This window comes from Staphylococcus pasteuri, assembly GCF_003970495.1.
GTDB lineage: Bacteria > Bacillota > Bacilli > Staphylococcales > Staphylococcaceae > Staphylococcus > Staphylococcus pasteuri.
This window is the reverse complement of record NZ_RXWW01000021.1, coordinates 69,743-92,373: the sequence shown is the minus strand read 5'-3', so window position 1 is coordinate 92,373 and position 22,631 is coordinate 69,743. Positions and strand designations below refer to the sequence as shown.

At 31.3% G+C, this 22,631-nt stretch carries 19 protein-coding genes and 1 other RNA gene; 2 read left to right on the top strand and 18 right to left on the bottom strand.

The window, feature by feature from the left end; all coding sequences use genetic code 11:
* The 9 genes from CD121_RS03040 to CD121_RS03000 all read right to left on the bottom strand — a co-directional run.
* Positions 1-888 (bottom strand): YSIRK-type signal peptide-containing protein (locus tag CD121_RS03040; RefSeq protein WP_126567424.1); only part of this gene is annotated, 888 nt, incomplete at its 3' end.
* A 366-nt stretch (positions 889-1,254) separates the two neighbouring features.
* The gene (locus CD121_RS03035) at positions 1,255-2,133 is read right to left on the bottom strand and encodes a 5'-3' exonuclease (protein ID WP_126567423.1); all 879 of its coding nucleotides are present in this window, start codon (positions 2,131-2,133) and stop codon (positions 1,255-1,257) included.
* Between the two features lie 18 nt (positions 2,134-2,151).
* Positions 2,152-5,598, bottom strand: coding sequence for a dynamin family protein (locus tag CD121_RS03030; RefSeq protein WP_126567422.1), 3,447 nt, complete (start codon positions 5,596-5,598; stop codon positions 2,152-2,154).
* A 193-nt stretch (positions 5,599-5,791) separates the two neighbouring features.
* Entirely contained in the window at positions 5,792-6,430 is a 639-nt protein-coding gene (locus CD121_RS03025) for an SDR family oxidoreductase (protein WP_126567421.1), read from the bottom strand.
* 125 nt (positions 6,431-6,555) lie between these two features.
* On the bottom strand, positions 6,556-7,692 hold the full coding sequence (locus tag CD121_RS03020; protein ID WP_126567420.1) for a THUMP domain-containing class I SAM-dependent RNA methyltransferase: 1,137 nt from the start codon (positions 7,690-7,692) through the stop codon (positions 6,556-6,558).
* A 185-nt stretch (positions 7,693-7,877) separates the two neighbouring features.
* Positions 7,878-8,258: RNase P RNA component class B (gene rnpB, locus CD121_RS03015), an RNA gene on the bottom strand.
* A 127-nt stretch (positions 8,259-8,385) separates the two neighbouring features.
* Entirely contained in the window at positions 8,386-8,730 is a 345-nt protein-coding gene (gene gpsB, locus CD121_RS03010) for a cell division regulator GpsB (protein WP_017637985.1), read from the bottom strand.
* 10 nt (positions 8,731-8,740) lie between these two features.
* Complete coding sequence (locus CD121_RS03005; RefSeq protein WP_126567419.1) at positions 8,741-9,307, bottom strand: SLOG family protein; 567 nt, start codon at positions 9,305-9,307, stop codon at positions 8,741-8,743.
* An 11-nt stretch (positions 9,308-9,318) separates the two neighbouring features.
* Positions 9,319-9,651, bottom strand: a complete 333-nt coding sequence (locus CD121_RS03000) for a DUF1798 family protein (protein ID WP_017637983.1) — start codon at positions 9,649-9,651, stop codon at positions 9,319-9,321.
* A 322-nt stretch (positions 9,652-9,973) separates the two neighbouring features.
* Between CD121_RS03000 and recU the strand changes: the two genes are divergently transcribed.
* Entirely contained in the window at positions 9,974-10,600 is a 627-nt protein-coding gene (gene recU, locus CD121_RS02995; protein WP_126567418.1) for a Holliday junction resolvase RecU, read from the top strand.
* Positions 10,597-12,855: a transglycosylase domain-containing protein gene (locus tag CD121_RS02990; RefSeq protein ID WP_126567417.1), complete on the top strand. Its 2,259-nt coding sequence runs from the start codon at positions 10,597-10,599 to the stop codon at positions 12,853-12,855. Before recU ends, CD121_RS02990 begins: the two co-directional genes overlap by 4 nt.
* Positions 12,856-12,996: 141 nt before the next feature.
* On the opposite strand, the gene CD121_RS02985 is transcribed toward CD121_RS02990, so the two are convergent.
* The 9 genes from CD121_RS02985 to CD121_RS02945 all read right to left on the bottom strand — a co-directional run bounded on the left by CD121_RS02985 (position 12,997) and on the right by CD121_RS02945 (position 22,627).
* The gene (locus tag CD121_RS02985; RefSeq protein ID WP_026083522.1) at positions 12,997-13,326 is read right to left on the bottom strand and encodes a YpoC family protein; all 330 of its coding nucleotides are present in this window, start codon (positions 13,324-13,326) and stop codon (positions 12,997-12,999) included.
* Positions 13,327-13,331: 5 nt separating this feature from the next.
* Positions 13,332-13,991 carry an endonuclease III gene (gene nth / locus CD121_RS02980; RefSeq protein WP_017637979.1) on the bottom strand — a complete coding sequence of 220 codons (660 nt, stop codon included), beginning with the start codon at positions 13,989-13,991 and terminating at the stop codon, positions 13,332-13,334.
* Entirely contained in the window at positions 13,984-14,667 is a 684-nt protein-coding gene (locus CD121_RS02975) for a DnaD domain-containing protein (RefSeq protein WP_017637978.1), read from the bottom strand. The genes nth and CD121_RS02975 overlap by 8 nt, the downstream gene beginning before the upstream one ends.
* Positions 14,668-14,854: 187 nt before the next feature.
* Complete coding sequence (gene asnS, locus CD121_RS02970; RefSeq protein WP_117239035.1) at positions 14,855-16,147, bottom strand: asparagine--tRNA ligase; 1,293 nt, start codon at positions 16,145-16,147, stop codon at positions 14,855-14,857.
* 110 nt (positions 16,148-16,257) lie between these two features.
* Positions 16,258-18,954 carry a helicase C-terminal domain-containing protein gene (locus tag CD121_RS02965; protein WP_126567416.1) on the bottom strand — a complete coding sequence of 899 codons (2,697 nt, stop codon included), beginning with the start codon at positions 18,952-18,954 and terminating at the stop codon, positions 16,258-16,260.
* 24 nt (positions 18,955-18,978) lie between these two features.
* Complete coding sequence (locus CD121_RS02960) at positions 18,979-19,950, bottom strand: biotin--[acetyl-CoA-carboxylase] ligase (protein WP_017637975.1); 972 nt, start codon at positions 19,948-19,950, stop codon at positions 18,979-18,981.
* Positions 19,937-21,139, bottom strand: coding sequence for a CCA tRNA nucleotidyltransferase (locus tag CD121_RS02955; RefSeq protein ID WP_017637974.1), 1,203 nt, complete (start codon positions 21,137-21,139; stop codon positions 19,937-19,939). The genes CD121_RS02960 and CD121_RS02955 overlap by 14 nt, the downstream gene beginning before the upstream one ends.
* On the bottom strand, positions 21,132-22,271 hold the full coding sequence (gene bshA, locus CD121_RS02950; protein ID WP_126567415.1) for an N-acetyl-alpha-D-glucosaminyl L-malate synthase BshA: 1,140 nt from the start codon (positions 22,269-22,271) through the stop codon (positions 21,132-21,134). The genes CD121_RS02955 and bshA overlap by 8 nt, the downstream gene beginning before the upstream one ends.
* A gap of 38 nt (positions 22,272-22,309) precedes the next feature.
* Positions 22,310-22,627, bottom strand: a complete 318-nt coding sequence (locus tag CD121_RS02945) for a nucleotide pyrophosphohydrolase (protein ID WP_017637972.1) — start codon at positions 22,625-22,627, stop codon at positions 22,310-22,312.
* Positions 22,628-22,631: the final 4 nt, after the last annotated feature.

The window sequence follows — 22,631 nt, the reverse complement described above, 5'->3', positions numbered from 1 at the left end:
AGTTTTTGGCTCTACTGAACTAGTTTTTGGCTCTACTGAACTAGTTTTTGGCTCTACTGAACTAGTTTTTGGCTCTACAGAACGTTCTTCAATACGATGATTACGTCTTACTTGAGCTTGTCTTTTAGGTAGAGTTTTAATAGTTGCAACAGCTTGTTCTAATTCTTTATATGCTAATTGCAATGTTTTATTGTCTAATTCATCATTACTTCCTAATAATAAATTAATTTTATCGAAAGCTGCTTTTACTTGATTGAAAGTCGTTTTATCAGCTTTCTCTCTATCAACAAAGCGATAATCATGGTAATTTGCATCAAAAAATGCTTGTAAAGCATTTTTATCAATTTGTGAAGATTGAGAATTGTCATTGTTATTATTTAGGTCAATTTGACGTGAGCTATCTTCAACATGTGCAGTTAATTTATTCTCAGCATGATTAAGTTGTTCATTTTGTAATGTGTTACCCTGCTCTAAATCAGATGAATTTGTAACTTCATGATTCTTATTTACAGTATTTTCTGAATTTTGAAGCGGTGCTTTAGAACTATTAGAACTATTTTGTTCTGATTGATTAGATTTCTTTAAATTTGCTACTTTTGTAGACTCTTGACTTGAGTTATCGGTAGAAGTTTCTACATTAATATTTGCTTTATCAGTTGTCTGTGAAATTTTATTTGCTTCTTGTTTAGCTAAATCAGATGAATTTGACTGTTGTCCATCTTGATGCTGATAAATTTGAGTTTTAGTTTGCTCCTTGGCGCTTGCTTCTTCAGCCTGTGCATTAGATGCGTTAAATCCTAAAAATACTAATGTTGCAATTACAGTTGAAAATGTACCAACTGTATATTTACGAATACTAAACTTCTGTAATTTCTCACGATCGTTCATTTTTATTGTTCACTCCTTGTCTTGATGTTGTTTCTCTGATGTGTTTGTTGTGAATGTATAATTGCCTGATAAAAATGTAATGTATTATGATAATAATTCTCACTAATTGGTAATGGATAATGAAATTTAAATCTATGTCTTACATTTTTTGAAATTAAAAGTCAGACTATAAAAATACATTACAGCATGTTGTTGAACAATTTAGTTATGCTCTAAATTATAATAGCACAAAATATAATTTATGTGTAATTAAAATTGTTACAAATTATAATTATTATTATTATTAAAATTGCGTTAAAAATACAAAAAAGCAATCGAATTCTATATAAACTATAAAGTCTATATGATGAATTCGATTGCTAAAATTTATAAATGACTTGAAATATATTTTCCTGAAACGTATAGTTCGTGTTCATTACAAATAGATAGAATATGATTTAATGTTGTGGCAAAAGCCATATCCATAAATAATTGTTCACTATCTAAAGGAACTTCTGTATGAATTTCAGCTAAACGTTTAGATAAATGTAATTCATTCATATTGTCATTAATTTTCTTTCTTTGTTCGGGTGTTAAAGCGTCAATTTGATTGATGACTTCTTCTACACTGCCATATTGTTGAATTAATTTAATAGCCGTTTTCTCGCCTATCCCTTTTACTCCAGCATAACCATCTGCAGTATCACCCATAAACGCTTTAATATCAATTAATTGTTGAGGTTCTAATTGATATTCTTCATTGAATCGATTTAATGTGTAACGATTATAAATATTAAATCCTTTTTTAATTAGCCATACTTCCACATTTTCATTAATACATTGAAGTAAATCTCTGTCGCCAGTAATAATATAAACGTCATTATCTGTTGAATATGATTTTGCTAATGTTCCTATCACATCATCTGCTTCGTAATTAGTAACACCAATATTAACGAAGCCAAATTGATCAGAGATTTCTTGTACATAATCAAATTGAGGTATCAATTCCTCTGGAGGTGCTGATCGATTTTGTTTGTAACCACCAAACATATCATTTCTAAATGTTGATTGTCCCATATCCCAACAAACAGCCACGTGAGTTGGTTGAATTTCTTTGATAGCAGAGAAGATATGGCGAATGAACCCTTGAATGCCGTTGGTAGGCACGCCTTTTGAATTATACATGAATTGACTGTGTAGACTAGTTGCAAAAAAGTGTCTAAACAATAATGCCATGCCATCAACGAGTAAAACTTTGTTAGGCATTTTGGTAATCCTTCTTTCTTAATAAATGATTGCTACTAATTGTTGATGTTTATCTTTGAGTTGTGTAATTAATGATTCATCCAAGTTAAATGATAACAGTTCGTTAATCTGACTTTGAATGTTTACTTCGATACTGTTAAATTGTTCTTCTGCTTCTGAAGACATTTGATTAACATATGATTCCAATTGCTGTCTTAACTGATTGAAATTTGATTGAAGCAATTCTAATGTACTTTGACAAATATATTCGTGAATTTCTTTCTGTGAATTTGGATTAAGGATTTTACGTTTTGTTAATTGTTTAGGTAATTCACTCATCATATCGTTAAGTTCAATATGAAGTAACGGTTTATCAATGACATCTGGTTGTAAATTGAAACGTGGATTAACTATGATATGCAATTTACTTAATTGTTGTAACACAGGTGCCACTTGTTCATCTAATTGTTGATTAAAGTATCTTTTAATTCTTTCAGTAATTAATGATTGTTCTAAGAACAGTCTTTGATGAATTTGATCTAAATAAATTTTAGTCGAATTTTTCTTTTCTTCATTAAAATCACTATTTTGAGTCATTTGACTGTTATATACAGATTTAATATCGTCCATTAATTGAAGTTTTAGTCGTGAATTTAAATGATAAACTTGTTCTTCAACTTCATTATTCGTATATTGTGATGTTGTATCTATCAGTTGATGACCGAGTCTTTGTTGGTCTTTATATGTTTCTAATTTTTGTTGACGCTTAGCAATGTCGTCTTTATTAGATTCAAATTCTTCTATCATTTCAACATATGACTTGTCGATTTGTTGTAGTTGATGAATCATTTGTTGTTCTAGAATTGTCTTAGATTCAATGTCGACAAAGTGTTGAATGCTTTCTTTCAATTGATTGATACCTTCATCGTTAGATTTTAATGCTTCTCGACTAGATACACCAAAAACGTCTGATTGTAACTGTACTTGATTAAGTGCATCAGCAACATAATCTTTAACAGCATCTAAATCTTGTTCACTCTCAGCTAAATCAACCGCGTTGATAATCATTTTGAAAGCTTGATTTTCGTTTAGCTGATTCATATCTTTCATATGTTCAATGAAGGCTTTGTCATTGTCAGTAAATGAATGATTGAAGTAACTAACATATAAAATTAAATCTGAAGAAGTAAGTATTTGTTCTGTTTCATTTGTATGTCGTTGGTTATTTGAATGTAAACCAAGTGAATCGACAATAATTTTTCCTTTAAGCCATTCAACAGGTACTTGTAGATGAACTGTTTTAACAAATGTTGCATATTCATCTTCTGCAGACCATTTTTTAACATCATCTTGGTCGATTTGATGTACTTCTCCATCATTTAACATATTGATATACATGTCATAATGTTTTTCTACAGCAGAAATAAACGCAAGTTGATTTTTTTCTAATTTTGATTTTAATTGCGTTATATCACTATTAATAAATTCATCAAGTGAATCGAATGACTGATTGAAGTATTCAAGCATTTGGTTAATTTCTTGAAGTAATTGCTTTGATGATTTTAAAGTAATACTGCTGTTTTCACCGTAAGTCAATTCGGTTGTCGCCGCTGTTGTTGGGTTTGGTGAACTTACTAAATATTGACCACCTAATAAGGCATTAATTAAGCTACTCTTTCCTGCGCTGAATGTACCAAATACGCCAATTTTTGTGATTTTTTGATCTAGACGAGTTAATGTTTGCTTTATGTCCATTTGAGTTCGCTCAAATAACGGTATATCTTCGATTACATTTAATGCCTTTTCAATATCAATTTGTGAACTTGAGACATCATCGCTTTCTGATTGAATTGAATCTCTATTTTGATGATGTGTTGTATCATTTTGTTGTTTAATCGTGAAGTTAGCTTCAGTACGTCCTGTTAATTTATCTAAAGAATCTTCTAAATGTATATAGTAATGTTGATAATTGCGTGTTGTTAGCGATTCTTTCAAATTATTTAATTTCATATATCGTTGATATTCTTCTGATGCTTCACTATCTTCAGTTTCTATTTCGTTAGCTTGAACATGTTGAATGGCCTTTTCAAATAATGGATTTGATTGGCGTTCAACAAATTGATTAATTGCTTTAACCACTTCATCAGAAAATGTTAATACATACGTATTACTTATAGTTGTTTGTGGTTGATATAAAGAAGAAACTAAATCGTTTGGTATATCATAAGACTGATTTAAAATATGTTCATTAATATTTTTCTGATTAATAAATCGTGTTAAAAATGACATATCTTCTCTCATAGGTTGGCGAATTTGGGTGTTTATCTTTTCTTGAAGCATATCAACTGCTTTGTTTAAACGTTCTGTTTGTGCTTCTTCCTTCTTCTTAGATTTATTGAAAAATCCACCTACTTTAAAATCTGTAGCCTTACTTTCTAAATACGATCTTAATTGTTCTCGCATATCATGAGTCATAATATAAGCATTTTCTAAAATGTCTTTACGTTTTTGTTTGAGATAAGACTTTAGTTTATCTTTATCATTTAGTAATTGTGCTTCTTCTGATACAGATTGTGTTTGTTGGAAATTTAAATATGCTTGTTCAAATTCTTCTTCTTCAATATTTAAGTATTCTAAAATACTTTGCATTTCATTTTGGATATATGATAATTGTGCATCAGTAATAAATGATACTGTGCGTTCAATATAATCTTCCATTGATTCTCTATTTTCGTCTAAATATAAGAGATAATCAGATAATTGCTTGATTTCATTTTCAGGATGGTCAAATTTAGTTACATAATAAATATGTTCTAATTTAATTTCCCATTCGTTAATTGATTTTTCAACTCTAGATTTAAACGTATCAAATGAAAGTTCGTCTTCATTGTGTTTGTCTATTTGATTAATGATGAACACAACAGGGATACCTACTTCATTAATTCGTTTCATAAATTGAAAATTGAGCGCTGATTGAACATGGTTATAGTCGACAGTATAAAATAACACGTTACTCGTATACATAAATTGTTCAGTTGTAGTTTGGTGAGTGGCTACGTTAGAGTCAACGCCGGGTGTATCCTGAAATGTAAAGCCATTATCAAATTTATCAGACTTAAAGTTGATTTCTACAGACTCTACGTCTATATTTTGGCGATTCATCTGTTTTACTTCGTCGTAGGTTTTTAATTTTGTATATTGTTGATCCGGTAAATTCGCAATAATGTCTTCTGAATCAGAAACTGAGACGATTGCTGTATTACTTGTTGTCGGTACTGGAGAGCTAGGTAAAATATCTTGTTCTAATAACAAATTAATTAGTGTTGATTTACCTGCTGAAAAGTGACCAACAAATGAAGTAGTAAATTGATTTTTGTATACCTTTTTAATAACTTGATTAATTGTGTTTAATAAAGCAGTGTTGTTTGATTTTTCGACTTCTTTTTTTAGTTTATATAAAATGTCTAATTGTTCAGTGTGTGTCATACGTTTTAATCCCCTTTAGTTCTTTCGATAAAAAAAGAAGAGGTCAAGACAAAACGACTTAAAATCCAAAACGCAATTTTAATGTAAGATACTTTGTCATAACCTCTTTTGAGTAAGCCAATAATCATAGATTATGATATTACTTAAAATATTATCATATATATTACTCAAAACCTATGAATTTAGGGAAGGATTATTCAAACCAAGCTGGTTTGTCGCCTTCAGTGCCTGGCTTGAATACACCAATATTCTCTTTTGAATGTAAATCAGGGTGTTTTGCTATTTGTACTGCTAAGTTTGCGACACTTTTTCTAGATACTTCAGTACCTTCGAATTGGCCATCTTTTGTAGTGATTTCATAAATGTTTTCATTTTTATCAGTTAACCAACCTGGTCTAATAATTGTATAATCTAAATCTGATTGTTCAATTATATCTGCAGCTTGACGATATAAATTAAGTTTCTCGCCAAATTGTTGTTTGTTCCATTCATTAAATGGTTCAGGTAATTCATCATAGATTCCTGGGGCAGCAATTAAAATTAAACGTTTAATTCCTTTTGCATCCATGGCTTTTACAATCGTTTCAGCATGACGATTAAGTGAACCAGATGTTCCAGTGAATACGATATCGATATTATCTAATGCTTTCTCTAAATCGCTTTGATTTTTAGCGTCACCTTCAAATACAGTTACTCTGTTTGAACCATAATCTGGAATACGGTGTGCATTTCTTAAAAATAGATTTACATTAAAATTTGAGTTTTCTAAGAAAATTTTGGTTGCTTCAATGGCCACTATACCATTAGCTCCAATAATTAAAATATTCTTCATATATATTACTCCTCTCATCTATTGATTATATTATTTATTAATTTCATCAGTAATTTAAATTTAAACACTCTCAAAACAACTTTACTATAGTTGCAATGAGAGTGCTAATGAACTGTTTGATTAATTTAATCTTTCGTTTGAGGTTTCTTACCCCAATATTGATAATAAGTACATTCAATATAACCGTTAAATAACTTACGACGTTTTGTTGCTTTTTTATTTACTAAAAACTCATATTCTTTATTACTTGTTAAGATATAAGTAGATAGATATGGGTGTTGTTTCATCAATGTACCCATATAACGATACATTTCTTCTACTTCTTCTCTATCGCCGATACGTTCACCATATGGTGGGTTACCAATTAAAGCGATAGGTTCTTCACTATCAATCGTTAATGTATTGACGTCTTTAACGTTGAATTGAATGATATCTGATAAGCCAACTTCTTCAGCGTTACGTTTAGCGATTTCAACCATTTCTGAATCAATATCAGAAGCGTAAACTTGAATCTCTCTATCGTAATCAGCTTGTTTATCAGCTTCATCTCGCATCTCATCATAAATATTTGGTGGCATGATATTCCACTCTTCAGATACAAAGTCTCTATTAAACCCAGGCGCAATGTTTTGTGCAATTAGACATGCTTCGATAGCAATAGTCCCTGAACCGCAGAACGGATCAATTAATGGTGTATCGCCAGTCCAATTGGCTAATTTAATTAAACTTGCAGCTAGCGTTTCTTTAATTGGCGCTTCACCTTGAGCTAAACGATAACCTCTTCTGTTTAATCCAGAGCCAGATGTATCAATTGTAAGTAATACATTATCTTTTAAAATAGAAACTTCTACTGGGTACTTAGCCCCTGTTTCATTTAACCAGCCTTTTTCATTATATGCATGTTTTAGACATTCAACGATGGCTTTTTTAGTGATAGCTTGGCAATCTGGCACACTATAAAGTGTTGATTTTACACTACGTCCTTGCACAGGAAAATTCCCTTGTTGGTCAATAATTGTTTCCCATGGTAATGATTTAGTTTTTTCAAAAAGTTCATCAAATGTTGTGGCTTTAAATTGCCCCATAACGATTTTGACACGGTCTGCTGTACGTAACCATAAGTTACATTTAACAATAGCACTTTCGTCACCTTCAAAAAAGATACGACCATTTTCTACTTGTGTTTCATAGCCTAATTCTTGTATTTCTTTAGCTACTACTGATTCCAATCCCATTGGACATACTGCTAATAATTGAAACATGCATTGTTCTCCTTTAGATTCATTTAATTTATGTTTATTTTAACAAAGATACTTTTAAAGTTTAATCATACATTGTCATTTATTTTTATAAAGTGAATTAAAATATTTTTGGAAAATTGATTTAAGTAAATATCTCATTAAAAAAAGCTCTCCGTTTGATGGGAGAGCTAAACTAGTTGTGATATTTCTGTAAGCCATGTTCTGTTCCATTGTACTCTAAACGTGCACTAGCCACACTGGTACGTTGGTGGTAACCATCTGTCTACTGTAACATTTAAAATGTTACTGTCTCGTTTATACGTTGAATTCCGCTAAACAAGTGCTCCTACCTAATTTGGATTGCTCACTCGAGGGGTTTACCGCGTTCCACCTTTTATATTTCTATAAAAGCTACGTCACTGTGGCACTTTCAAACTAATCTAACCCTATTCAAAGAACGTAGGTTATTTCGTTGCCGTCAAATTAATGCCTTGATTTATTGTTTCATCAAGCACGAACACTACAATCATCTCAGACTGTGTGAGCATGGACTTTCCTCTATATCACTATAGCGATTACCCAAAATATCACCTTTGAGAGTATAACATAAAAAAGGGTCTAGACAAAGCCTTTTAAAATTTAAATCCCCATCTAAATGGAAACAAAGTGTTACGCTCACACTAATAGAAAGCTTTGTCTAGACCAATTCAAATATTATTTACCAAATACTGCTTTTTCTAAGTTAGAGATACGTTTTAAAATATCTACATTGTTTGATGATGCGTTGTTGTTAGAACCATTTGAAGAAAAGTTTTTATTCTCTTGTGGTCTAGTTGTCGCAACACGTAATCTTAATTCTTCAAGTTCTTTTTTTAATTTGTGGTTTTCTTCTGAAAGTTTTACAACTTCATTATTCATGTCTGCCATTTTTTGATAATCTGTAATGATATCATCTAAAAAAGCATCTACTTCTTCTCTTCTATAGCCACGAGCCATAGTTTTTTCAAAATCTTTCTCATAAATATCTTTTGCTGATAATTTTAATGAAACATCTGACATTTTTTCCACCTCATTCGAAACTTTGATCTTGAGACCACTGCAAGTCGTTGATGAAGTCAGTGAGTTCATCAAACGTCACAATATCACAAGTATAGTTTGTTTTTTCCATAAAATCAACTAACATAGATTTAAAAAATTTAGGACTTGCTTCTTGTTCTTCATCGTATATTAATAAAGTTTGATCAGTATGGTCTAACATAAATTGATCGGTTTGTTTAAATTGAAACGGCCCCTGATACTCAGAATGAAAAACACTTTCGGTAAAATCAGCGTTGTTAATTATATTCATGTACTTAGCTTGATTTTGTTCGTTCCATTTAGATGTATGTCCCTCGAAAGGCGTTATCACACCTAGTTTAAGTTCGGGGTATATTTCTTTTAATTCAATAACAACATCTGCAGTCCATAATTCAATGCCCATCTGACCTTGTATTAATACCCATTCCAAACCTTCATCTAATAACTGTACAATTTTATGTTTAATAAATTGCTTTAGATAGTAAACTTCTGGAGCATCATCTTTAAATATATTTAATTCATAAGATTTATATCCAGTGATATAAACAGTTTTAACCATAATTTCCCTCTTTAAACATTATATTTTAAAATATTATTCAAATCATATTGTACAGCTTTAATTTTTTCTGTAAAAAGCTTTCGACTTGTTCGTTTAAAATGGCATTCTACGGAAAGTTCTTCAATATTTTTAAATAATAAATCAACTTTCTTCTTGTTCATATATGTAGTATTAACGAGTGATTGTTCATAGTTTCTCAGTTGATTGAGCTGTGTATCTATATTTCGAACATATGGTTCTACAACTTTATGAAAATCTTCGTCTTCCTCTTTTTCTCTAACTCGTTCATATTTTTGGCCCATATGATTGACTTCTAATATTAAATTTTTAATGATATCTAACATCTAGTAGCCTCCTACATTATTAATCTATCATATTGTTTATCCCCCGTCATACGTGACGTATTGTTTTTATAGTTATAAATTGCACGTTAAATAAAAAAACTACCTGTTTACTATGCTTTATATAAAAATAAACGTGTTAAATAAGCATACAAAGGAAATAAATGTGTCTATTTTTATTGTTTATTTAATGAAAGCACGTTAAAATAAGGTTTGATGTATTTTAGGTTAGTGAAAAATGCATTAATTTTATAAAAGTTTGGTTAATTGTAAAATCTTGTGTATAATAATCGCAGTTTACTACCAGACTTGTGTGGTGAAATATATGAATTATCCTAATGGTCAACCATACAAAGAAAATAAGACTTTGGACGGACGCAAATCGTCATCATACTCAAGTAATATTGAATATGGTGGACGAGGTATGTCACTGGAAAAAGATATTGAGCATTCTAATGCTTACTATTTAAAAAGTGGCATCGCAGTCATTCACAAGAAACCTACTCCTGTACAGATAGTCAATGTTCACTATCCAAAACGGAGTAAAGCTGTGATAAATGAAGCTTATTTTCGTACGCCTTCAACAACAGATTATAATGGTGTCTATAATGGCTATTATATCGATTTTGAAGCAAAGGAAACGAAGAATAAAACTTCTTTCCCCTTGAATAATATCCATAATCATCAAGTTGATCATATGAAGAACACATACCAACAACGAGGTATTGTTTTTTTAATGATAAGATTTAAATCACTTGATGAAGTTTATCTATTACCCTATTCTAAATTTGAATTCTTTTGGGATAGATACAAAAAAGATATTAAAAAATCGATAACAGTTGAAGAATTACGAAAAAATGGTTACCATATTCCTTATCAGTATCAACCTAGATTGAATTACCTCAAAGCAGTTGATAAGTTGATATTAGATGAAAGTGAGGACCGCGTATGACGGAAAACAAAGGGTCTTCTCAGCCTAAAAATAAAGGCAATAATGGGAAGTCCGACGAAAAAAAGAATAGAAATGTGAAGAGAACGATTATTAAGATTATTGGCTTTATGTTTATTGCCTTTATTGTTCTATTGTTACTCGGTATCTTACTATTTGCATATTACGCATGGAAAGCACCTGCATTCACTGAATCTAAGTTAGAGGATCCTATCCCTGCTAAGATTTATGATAAAAACGGTGACTTAGTTAAGACGTTAGATTATGGTCAACGTCATGAACATGTGAATATCAAAGATGTACCACAAAGTATGAAAGATGCCGTCTTAGCTACAGAAGATAATCGCTTCTATGATCACGGTGCTTTGGACTATAAACGTCTATTCGGTGCAATAGGTAAAAACTTAACTGGTGGATTTGGGGCTCAAGGTGCTTCTACCTTAACTCAACAAGTTGTTAAAGATTCATTCTTATCACAACAAAAATCTATCGGTCGTAAAGCTCAAGAAGCTTACCTTTCATACCGATTAGAACAAGAGTACAGTAAAGATGAAATATTCCAAGTTTACTTGAATAAAATTTACTACTCTGATGGTGTAACTGGTGTTAAAGCTGCTGCTAAGTATTACTTTAATAAAGACCTTAAAGATTTAAACTTAGCTGAAGAAGCTTACCTAGCCGGCTTACCTCAAGTACCAAATAATTACAATATTTACGATCATCCTAAACAAGCTGAAGATCGTAAAGACACTGTATTATACTTAATGCATTATCATCATAGAATAAGCGATAAAGAATATGAGAAAGCTAAGAAAATCGATGTTAAAGCTAACTTAGTTCAAAGAAGTGATAAAGAACGTCAAAATACTACAGAAGATAAAAACCCAGAGTTAGCATCTTATGTGAACTTTGTTAAATCAGAATTAATGAATAACAAACACTTCAAGAAAGAAAACTTAGGTAACGTTCTTCAAAGTGGTATTAAGATCTATACAAATATGGATAAAGATGTTCAACAAACGCTTCAGGATAAGATTAACAATGGTAGCTTCTACAAAAACGATGACCAACAAGTTGGTGCTACTATCTTAGATAGTAAAACTGGTGGTTTAGTAGCCATTTCTGGTGGACGTAATTATAAAGACGTCGTTGACAGAAACCAAGCTACAGATCCACATCCTACTGGTTCATCATTAAAACCATTCTTAGCTTATGGTCCAGCTATTGAAAACATGAATTGGGCAACTAATCATGCTATTCAAGACGAATCTTCATATCAAGTAGACGGTTCAACATTCCGAAACTATGATACGAAGAGTCACGGAACTGTCTCTGCATATGATGCATTAAGACAAAGTTTCAACATCCCTGCCCTTAAAACTTGGCAACAAACTAAATCTAGCGCAGGTAACGATGCACCTAAGAAATTCGCATCTAAAGTTGGTTTAGATTACGATGGTAAAATTGGACCATCTGAAGTACTTGGTGGTTCTTCATCAGAATTCTCACCAACTCAATTAGCATCTGCATTTGCTTCATTAGCAAATGGTGGTACTTATAACAATGCTCATTCAATTCAAAAAGTTGTTACTCACGATGGTGACACTATTGAATATGATCATACTAGCCATAAAGCAATGAAAGATTCTACAGCCTATATGTTAGCTGAAATGCTTAAAGGTACATTTAAAGCCTATGGTTCAGCTTATGGTCACGGCGTATCTGGTGTTAATATGGGTGCTAAAACAGGTACTGGTACTTACGGTGCTGAAGTTTATAGTCAATATAACTTACCTGATAATGCAGCCAAAGATGTTTGGATCAACGGATTCTCACCTCAATACACTATGTCAGTGTGGATGGGCTTCAACAAAGTTAAAGAATACGGAACTAACTCTTTCGTAGGACATTCTGAACAAGAATATCCACAATATCTATTTGAAGAAGTCATGTCAGACATTTCTTCAAGAGATGGTAAAGACTTTAAAAAACCAAGCTCAGTTGAAGGTAGTGACCCTGATTCATTATCAGTAAAAGGACATTCAGATAGTAATACAACTAATGCGAGCACACATGGTGATAGTGATTCATCAACATCTTCTAATAGCGGTAACAGCAATGGAAGTAATGGATCATCATCAAATGGTTCATCAAGCTCTAACAGCTCAAATAGTTCAAATAGCAGTTCCCAACAAAGCGGAAATGCCCTAACTAGTCTATTCAGCTTTAATTCAATATTTAATAATAAAGCTTCATAATATAGACGAAACGCCCAAATCCTAAAATAGGATTTGGGCGTTTTTTTGTTTTTATATAAATTAAAAAGTACCTACTAGATTTAACCAGTGGGTACTTCAACTTTATTATAAGTATGAAATGATTAGTGAATCACAATACATTTATTGGTTTCTTTTTTTACGAATTTGGTACGAAGCATTCATTTTTATTAACTCGGATTTTAATGTTTTCATTTGTCTATAACCCATAAAATGATATTTTCTTGCTAACATGTATTGATAGCGCTCACCAAAATTCATAGGAACAACTGGATAGTTATCAAGCTCATTTAGATTTAACTCATTGATTTCATTTATTTGTTTAAAATAACTTATAATCATTTCGAAATAAGCATCTATAACTGGTTTTGCTTCTGCTGATTTTAATTGTTTTTGGCTTGCGAATTGATCGAGTTGTTGTTCTAACTCTTCAAAGTCTTGTTTAGTTATCAAATGTTTCACGCTTCTTTCAAACTTGCTTTGTATCTTTTCTGACCTTCTCTACAATCTTTGAACAATGGACAAATATCACATTTTGGCTTACGAGCGAGACAATGATATCGACCAAAGAAAATAAGTTGATGATGGCTTTTATTCCAACGGTCTTTTGGTATGACAGAACAAAGTCTATCTTCAACTTGTCTTACATTATCTTTCCAGCGATTAATACCTAAACGTTTAGAAACTCGTTCTACATGTGTGTCTACAGCGAGTGAAGGTTCGTTAAAAGCGACACTCATTACGACATTTGCAGTTTTACGTCCAACACCAGCTAAACTTTCTAGTTCTTGATGTGTTTGAGGAATCTTTCCATCAAATTGATCAAGTAAAGATTGGCAAAGTTTTTTGATATTTTTAGCTTTATTTCTATATAATCCAATAGAACGAATATCCTGTTGTAATTCTTCATCACTTACATTTAAATAATCTTCTGGTGTTTTATATTTGGCAAATAATGAACGAGTAACTTTATTAACTAATATATCGGTACATTGCGCTGATAAAAGTACTGCAATTGTTAATTCGAATGCGTTATCATGTTTTAGTTCACATTCTGCATCTGGAAACATATCGGCAATTACATCAATCATTTCAAGTGCTTTTTTCTTACTAATCATCTGATTTCTCTCCATTTAACCAATCAAATTTTGGTACTTTCTTAACAGTGTGTTTCATTTTTGGTTTATTAAATTGCTTTCTAATTTCTTTTGAGTCATCAATTGTTTTGACATTATTTTTCTTCCAATTTAACAATATTCTATCCATATATTTAAAACTTAATTTATTTTGGCTATTTGCTTCATCAAGAGCAGCTTGAATAATTGAGATATCATGTTTATCAACATCAATCCATTGGTTCAACGTTTCAATTTCATAAGGTGACAATGGTCTAGCAAATGTTTGTTCTATCATTTGGAATAATGTTTTAAACTTTTCTTTATCACTTTGTTCATTGGTATCAATTGTTTGCTTTTTAAGCAATTGACTTAGTTTTTCATAAAAAGGATCTAAATTCATATATTCTGTAAAGCGACCTTCTTCATCTTTATTAACGTTTAATTCTAATAATTCTCGTTGAATTAAATTTTGAATGACTGCAGTAACTTCACGTGGTTGCATCGTAGATCCCTGTTGAAGTGATTCAATGGATGGTTGTTTATTTGATGTTTCTGATGCATAAATTAGTTTGATTAAAATGATTAAATCTTGTTCATCTATACCTAGTTCACTGTAATGGTCTAACAATTCACGACGAATCACAACAGGTCGTGTTTTTAATTGAAACTTGTCCATTGTACCCCCTCCTATCATTAAAATTTAGACCTTCATTATATTTGATTAAATAGAAGGATTTTTATGGATGCCCTTAATAAAATGCAATGCTTTATTATAAGTTAGTATAAGATAAAAATGAACGCCCAGTCTATTTAAATGACTGGACGACATGTAATATAATAACTTAAATTTAACTGAATGATACTTATGGGTATAAACGATTTAATAAACGTGGGAATGGTGCAGTTTCACGTACATGTTCTACGCCTGAAATCCAAGCAACCGTACGTTCTAATCCTAAACCGAAGCCACTGTGAGGTACACTACCATAGCGACGTAAATCTAAGTAATAGCTATAAGCTTCTGAATCTAATTCATGTTCATTAATACGTTGTTCAAGTAACTCTAAATCATTGATACGTTCTGATCCACCGATAATTTCACCATAACCTTCTGGAGCAATTAAATCAGCACACAATACAGTGTCTTCATTTTCAGGGTTAGGTTCCATATAGAATGGTTTAATTTTTGTAGGATAATTAGTGATAAATACTGGTAAATCGTAATGATTAGCGATAGCAGTTTCGTGTGGTGCACCGAAATCTTCGCCCCATTCAATATCATCAAATCCTTCTTCTTTTAAGAATTTAATTGCATCGTCATAAGAAATTCTAGGGAATGGCGTAGCAACCTTTTCAAGTTTTGATGTGTCTCTATCTAATATTTTTAATTCTAATTCACAGTTTTTAAGAACGGATTGTACAACGTGTGCCACAAATTGTTCTTGAACTTCTAAACTTCTTGCATGTTCAGTAAATGCCATTTCTGCTTCAATCATCCAAAACTCAATTAAATGACGTCTTGTTTTTGATTTTTCTGCACGGAAAGTTGGTCCGAAAGAAAATACATATCCGTGAGCCATAGCTGCAGCTTCTAGGTATAGTTGTCCACTTTGTGATAAGAATGCATCTTCATCAAAATATTTAGTATGGAATAATTCACTTGTGCCTTCTGGAGCACTTGCAGTTAAAATTGGTGGATCAATTTTTGTGTAGCCATTATCATTAAAGAATTCATAAGTTGCTCTAATGATTTCGTTTCTAATTTGCATAACAGCATGTTGTTTCTTAGAACGTAACCATAAATGACGGTGATCCATAAGGAATTCAGTACCGTGATTTTTTGGTGTAATTGGATAATCATGAGCCTCATGGATAACCTCGATAGATTTAACTTGCATTTCGTAGCCTAAATCTGAGCGGTTATCTTCAGTGATTGTACCAGTTACATATAAAGAAGACTCTTGTGTAATTTCTTTAGATAAATTAAAAACATCTTCGTCTACTTCTGATTTCACTACTACACCTTGCATAAATCCAGTGCCATCACGTAATTGTAAGAACGCAATTTTACCACTAGAACGTTTGTTAGTTAACCAAGCGCCAATTGTCACTTCTTGGTTAAGATGTTGTTTTGCTTGTTTAATCGTTGTATTCATAACCAGTCTCCTATTATTTTATCTTTTTTCAATACTTATTTATTTTAACAAAATATATTACCAACTTCTACAAGTTGAATTAAAAGTATGTGTATCCTATCACACAACTTTTATTTATCCACTGATTTTTGGATTTGTGATAATAATTTACTAAATTGATTAATGTCACCTTTTTTCTGGCGGTAATGTTCTAATGTTTGTTCAAAGAAACTTTTGTAATTACTATTGATGAGACGATCATCGAATGACACAATTAATCCTTTATCATTTTCATGTCGTATTAAGCGTCCTAAACCTTGTCTGAAACGTGTCACAGCATCAGGTAATACATAATCTTTAAAAGTTGATGTAAATTCAGAATTCATTAACCAATATTTAGCATTGTTTTTATTCATAAACGGTAATTTCGCAATCATGACGCATTTAATACCATTAGCTTGAAAATCAAAACCTTCAAAGAATGTTGAAGTACCTAAAAGAATAGACTTATCAAAGTGGTTAAACTGTTGAACAATTTTATAATTTTGATTTTGTTGTTGTGTTAATATGACATAATCCTCAAATTCAGGCAGTTCATTAAGCATATCTTGAACCATATGCATCATTTTATAACTTGTAAAAAGGATTAAACATTTAGATTCTGTTGTCGTTGTATATTCAATAACATAATTAACAATTGATGCTACATAATCGTCGACATTCTTATAGTTGTATGGTGCGACATCCGACGGAATAAATACATTAGTGTTTTTAGTATTTTGTAATGCTGATGCCACTTCGTACGTATTAAATTTAACATCTTTGTTAAACCAATTTTTAAAGGAGTCAAACGACTGATTAAACGTTAATGTTCCTGAAATAAATGTTAAGGATTTGAATTTATCTAAGACTTGTTGTGTCAAAATATCTTTAACAGCATAATCTTTTACAAGTAAACGAATCGTTGATTTTTGGCTTAAATTTTTAATTGAAATAAAACTTGTATGATTATCTTTCAAACTTTGTTCTGTTTGTCTAAAACGCTCTTTTAGGTATAATAATTGCTTTCTCATAGTCTTTATAGTTTTGTGACTCATGCCATTAAACACTTCTAATGTTTTGTTTAATTTGTGTATTAAACGATGTAAATCTTTGATAATCTGATCATTGTCAAATTCGTAAACATAATGATATTTGTGTATGTCATCGTCATATACGTCTGCGTTTTGTACAATATCGTAAATATTATTGAACAACTGTTCATTAAGTTCATGAATATCGTTAATATTTGATTTCAGACCAAACACATCTATTGGAGCTATATCTAATTTCTCTGAAATACGTTGTTGTTCTAAATGATCTATGGCTTTTAATAATTTTTCATTTTCATTTTTACCGATAAGCCCTAACTGATATTTAATATCTGCATAGTTTAATTCATTTGTAACTTGATTAAGTGCATAATCAGGTAAGCGATGTGCTTCATCAATAATACAATCGTCAAATAGCTGGTAAATTGAATTTTCAGCATCAGAATGAATTAAATGGGCGTGGTTCGTAACGCCAATTTGGATATTTTGAGCATTGCGTTTGAGGTAATTATAGTAATGAATATCATGACGAACTGGAACATAAGTTTCAATCTTCTGATCGAAATACATTTTTTGTCCGCCTTTTAAGTTCAATTCTTGAATATCACCTGTATCCGTTTCTGTAATCCAAATCAATAATTGCATTTTAAGTATACTAACTTCGTAATTGTTAGTTTCCTCTTTTAAAATTTGGCTTATAAGTCCAAGTGAAATATAGTCATTTTTACTTTTAATTAGTGTTGCGTTTACTTTGAAATTGAGTGCGTTATTTAAAGCCGGTATATCTTTTTCTAATAATTGACTTTGTAATAACTTTGTATTTGTTGAAATCATAACATGTCGACCAGTTTCGATATTATACATTAACGCAGCTAAAAGGTATGCTAGAGACTTGCCACTTCCAAGTGGTGCTTCTATCATCGCTTTTTCACCATGCATAAGTTGTTCTAAAATAATTTCTGATAAATAAAGTTGTTGCGGTCGATATGTTAAATCTAATTGTTTAGTTGCTTTTTTATATAGCGTCTTTAATGTGCCATTAAATTCAGTCACAGGTCCTTTTAAATCTACTTGCTTTTTATAAATAATTTGTTCAAATTGACCAAATTGTTGATCTAATGTTGCGGATTTATGTTGTCTTACCATTTCAAATAAAATGTGATATAAATCATATTTTAAGTCTTTACTTAAATAATATAATTGTTTCAATGTATCAAGCGGTAATTGTTCAAACTTTTCAAAGGCTTTAATCATTAAGTGAGCCGTGGTTGTAGCATCTTCATCTGCTCTATGTGCATTTGTTAGAGGGATGTTATGTGCTTCGGCTAATTCACTTAATTGATAGCTTTTATCTGTTGGGAAGGCAACTTTAAATAACTCTAACGTATCTATAACACGTTTAGGTCGGTATTTGATATTGCAATTTTTAAATGCTTTTTTAATGAAGTTTAAATCAAACGCGACATTATGAGCAACGAATACACAGTCTTTAAGTTGTTGATAAATATCATTAGCAATATCTTTGAAATACGGTGCTTGTTCAAGCATTGTCTCTTCAATTGAAGTAAGTGCTTGAATAAACGGAGGTATTTCTAAATCAGTTCGAATCATTGAATGATATGTGCCTATTATTTTTTTTTGTCGAACGAAAGTAATGCCGATTTGAATAATATCATCGTAATCAAGTTGATTACCTGTAGTTTCTAAATCAACAACTGCATATGTTGCTATTCCCATAGCTATCTCTCCTAGTTTACATTGTTATAATTCTATATCTGCACTAATTAACCTTCTAAGTTGTCCTTGATTGTCCTTAACCATTAAGAAACCATCATGATCAATATCAATGGCTTCACCGATAAATTGTTCATTATTTTCTGTGAAACGTAATGGTCTTTGCCACATGTTTGTAGCTGCAATATATTCCTCACGAATTTCTTCAAATGGTACTTTTAAGAATTGATTATATCGCTTTTCAATTTCTTTAATTAATATATCTAAAAATTCATAACGATTAAAATCGTATTCTGAATGTATACGCATACTTGTTGCTCTATGCCTTATCTCTTCATCAAAATCAGTTTCTTGATGATTCATATTAATACCGATACCACAAATAATTGCTTCAATCGCATCGTAATTGGCAACCATTTCTGTTAGGAAACCACACACTTTTTTGCCATCTATGTATATATCATTAGGCCATTTAATCGTAACATCATCAGTTGAAAATTGTTGAATCGCATCTTTAATTCCTAATGCCATAAATAAATTGAATTTCGGAATCATTGCGTACGGTACATCAGGACGAAGTACTAGTGACATCCAAAGACCTTTGCCTTTACTAGAAGCCCAATTTCGATTAAAGCGACCTCGCCCTTTTGTTTGTTCATCACTCAATATTAAAAAGGTATCATGATTACCTACTAGTGCTTGTTTCGCTTTTAATTGTGTTGAATCTACTGTACTCATCACTTCTATTTGATCAAATAAATCACGTTGCTCGATAATCGGATTAACAATACCACTATACCAATGATCTGGGAGTGTTTTTAGTAAATGCCCTTTATGATTAATAGATTCAATATCACAACCGTCTAGTTTTAATTGATCAATGACTTTTTTAACAGCTGCTCTTGAAATATTAAGTTGATCTGCTATGTATTGACCTGAAATATATTCAGGTTGATGTTCATATAGCATTCTTACAACATCTTGACTATATTTTGACATGACTATCCACCCATTTCATTATTTCATTATACGTATTGCTTACTTTATTAGTTACGACGGCAATTTCTACTTTTCTTAAGACATCTTTGACCCAAGGACCACCTTGTTGATTTAAATGTTGCATCAAATCATTCCCGTTTATAGCTAGTTGTTGTCGTTGATTAATAGGTAATTGTTGATATGAATCTTTAATTGTCTGTTGATTTATAATCAGTGGACTTGCAGTTTTAATGTGATTTTTAGAAAGAGTTGGCGTATGCTCAATAATAGTTAAAATATCATTAATATCATAATCATACACCATCATTGTTAAATCTGATTTTGAATTGACTTCCGGTAATTGATTGATGATTGAAACCAGATGCTTAATATGTGATTGTTCTTTATTACTTATTTTAAGTTTTGATAATGGTTCTTCATTATTCATTTTCGCATTAAGTATAGCAATCCATACATCAAACTGCATAGGTTCATCAATTATTAAACGTTGCATGTCTAATTTTTCAAAATATGGAATATATTTAAAAGCATCTAATTGAATTAAATGATGATAGCTAGTAGCAACATTTTGACCACTGATTAATTTCTTGAGTTCAACGATAATACGTTCAATGGATAAATATTTGATATCTTCAATTTGATTTACCATAGCTTGGAACGTGTTATCTTCTATTGAAAAGTTAAGCTGAGATTGAAAACGTAAACCTCTTAATATACGAAGTGCATCTTCGGCAAATCTTTCAGAAGGATTACCCACTGTTCTTATAATGGCTTGATGAATATCACTTTCACCATTAAAATAGTCAAATGTCTTATACTCAGTGTCCATTGCAATTGCATTTATTGTAAAATCACGTCTTTGAACATCTTCGTATAAATCTCTTACGAAATGAACATCACTTGGGCGACGGTGATCAATATATTCCTCTTCAGCACGAAATGTTGTTACTTCATAATTTTCATGATTGAATACTACATTAATCGTACCATGTTCTTTTCCTACTGGGATAGTATGGCTGAAAATGGATTCAATCTCATCTGGTGTTGCGCTTGTAGTAATATCTATATCGTGAATTTCTCTATGCATGAGATAATCTCTTACAGAGCCACCTACAAAATAAGCTTGAAATCCTTGTTGTTGTATTTGAGTTAATATGGGTTTGGCTTTTTCAAATAGTTCATTACTCATGCAAGTTCTCACCTTTATTTAACATTTGACGGTAATAATGTTCATATTGATCTGTAATCAATTCTGAGCCAAATCGTTGTTCTATATCTAATAACATTTGTGATTGTAATTGTTGATAAAGCTCATTGTCTTGTAATAGTTTAAGTCCATAGTCAGCCGCTTGGTCGCTGTCACCTACATCGACAATATATCCAGTTTCACCGTGTTTAATGACTTCTTTAATTCCCCCTGCATTTGAACCAATAGGAACGACACCTGTTTTCATAGCTTCTAAAAGCGTTAATCCAAAGCTTTCTTTTTCACTTAATAATAAAACTAAGTCTGATAATTGATAGAATGCACTAACGTTATCTTGCTTGCCTAAAAAGAGAACATTCTCTTCTACACCAAGATCTCGTGTTTTTTGACGCATATCAATGAGTTCTGGGCCATCACCTAGTAAAATTAATTTACTTGGGATTTTTTGATGAACTTTAGCAAATGTTTCAATGACTGTATCAATTCGTTTTACTGATCTAAAGTTAGAAACATGAATCAATACCTTTTCATGTGGTTCAATACCGTAATCAGATTTGAAGCTTTCATCATGACGAGTTGGAAACTCATTTTCTCTGACGAAGTTATATATAGGTATAATTTCTTTTTCAGTATGAATAATTTCTTTAGTTTGTTCTGCTAATGAATGACTGACACTTGTAACGATATCGCTCTCTTCAATACCGAATTTAATAGCACCTTTAAGTGAATGGTCATAGCCAAGAACTGTTATATCAGTACCATGGAGTGTCGTCATAATTTTAATATCTTTACCTGACATTTGTTTTGCTAAAATACCACAAATCGCATGTGGTACAGCATAATGCATATGTAAAATATCTAAGTCATACTCTTTTATCACTTCTGAAATTTTAGTACTTAACGTAATATCATATGGTGGATACTGGAAAACGGCATATTGGTTTACTTCAACTTGATGGAAAATGATATTAGGTAATGGTTTGCGGATTCTAAATGGTATGTTTGATGTAATAAAATGAACTTCATGACCTCGCTCAGCCATTTTAATACCTAATTCTGTGGCAATGATACCTGAGCCACCCATGGACGGGTAACACGTTATTCCTATCTTCATTTATGTCCCATCCTTTCTATTATCAATTTATAAAATAGTTACTTTCTCTCGAATCGATTATAATCACGTGTATTGAATTTTTGCATAGTTTCATCAAAACTTTCAGTCATATCGATTCCTAATGAATTGGCAATACATAGTAATACAAATAAGTTATCGCCTAACTCTGCTTTAATCGTATTATCTTCTTCAGTATCTTTCTTTTTCTTCTCACCGTAATGATGATTAATTTCTCGAGAAAGTTCTCCAACTTCTTCTGTTAGTCTAGCGAGATTAGCTAAGGGAGAAAAATAACCTGCTTTAAATTGACTAATATAATCATCTACTTCTTTTTGCATTTGAGTCATTGATTTCAATTAA